1 protein-coding gene is annotated in these 993 nt (G+C 45.1%); it reads left to right on the forward strand.

The window, feature by feature from the left end:
- Window positions 1-949 (forward strand): alanine racemase (locus A3757_RS00780; RefSeq protein ID WP_068738985.1); only part of this gene is annotated, 949 nt, incomplete at its 5' end.
- Between the last annotated feature and the right edge of the window lie 44 nt (window positions 950-993).

Here is a 993-nt window from a genome sequence, read left to right on the forward strand (position 1 = left end):
AAAGCCGGACTTGTTGTTAGGAAAACCTATGCCTGTCATGGCGCTTAGAGCTTTCTATCAGTGGTATGAGAAGCAAGGTGAGCCGCTAGACTTTGAGCCAGCAGAGCAAGTTCAATGGCTGATTGACTCAAATGAACGCTTGAACGAGTACGAGGCTGTTGCTTTAGAGTCAGGGCTCAAGATGAAGGTTAACCTTGAGGTCGACGTGGGTTTGCATCGTGGTGGCTTTGCTGACATGAGTGAGTTTAGGTCTTGTCTAGAGCGTATTAAACAATCTGATTTATTGAGCCTTAGCGGACTAATGGGTTACGACTACCACGTTGCCAAGGCGCTTAATATTTTGGAAGGAAGGGCTGTCGTGGCTCGTGCTGCAAAAAGTAGCTATCAGCGTTTTGTTAATGTGGTTGACGAAGTATTTGGTTCTCATGAAGGGCTATGTTTAAACGCAGGGGGAAGCCCAACTTATTCCTTGTATCAGCAAGGCGATTTTAGGAATGAATTAGCAGTTTCGTCAGCTCTGGTTAAGCCCAGCGACTTTGATATTCCAACTCTGGAGCATCATGTGCCTGCCGCATTTATTGCTGCCCCCATTTTAAAGGTAATTGAAAAACCAAGTTTGCCCATTGCTTCATCTTTATCTCCTTTTTTGCGGAGTGCGAAGCTGTTACCGAAGAAGGCGTGCTTTATTTATGGTGGCAATTGGCTTGCTGATCCGTGCTATCCAGAAGGCTCTGAACGAGTGAAGTTGTACGGTTGCTCAAGCAATCAGGAAATGTATTCGCTTGCAGAGTCTTCTGAGCTAAAGCCTAACGACTATATGTTCTTCCGGCCCAGACAAAGTGAAGCCTTGTTTCTCCAGTTCGGGCAAATAGCTGTCTATGATCAGGGAAAGATTGTTGCTTGGTGGTCTGTATTTGATACCTCAAAAACACCTCGCTGGGAGCAATAGTTGTAGTGATGGGTATTTTCTTTATTCTCGTTTTACTCAGTTTC

The sequence above is a fragment of the Oleiphilus sp. HI0117 genome, from assembly GCF_001635235.1.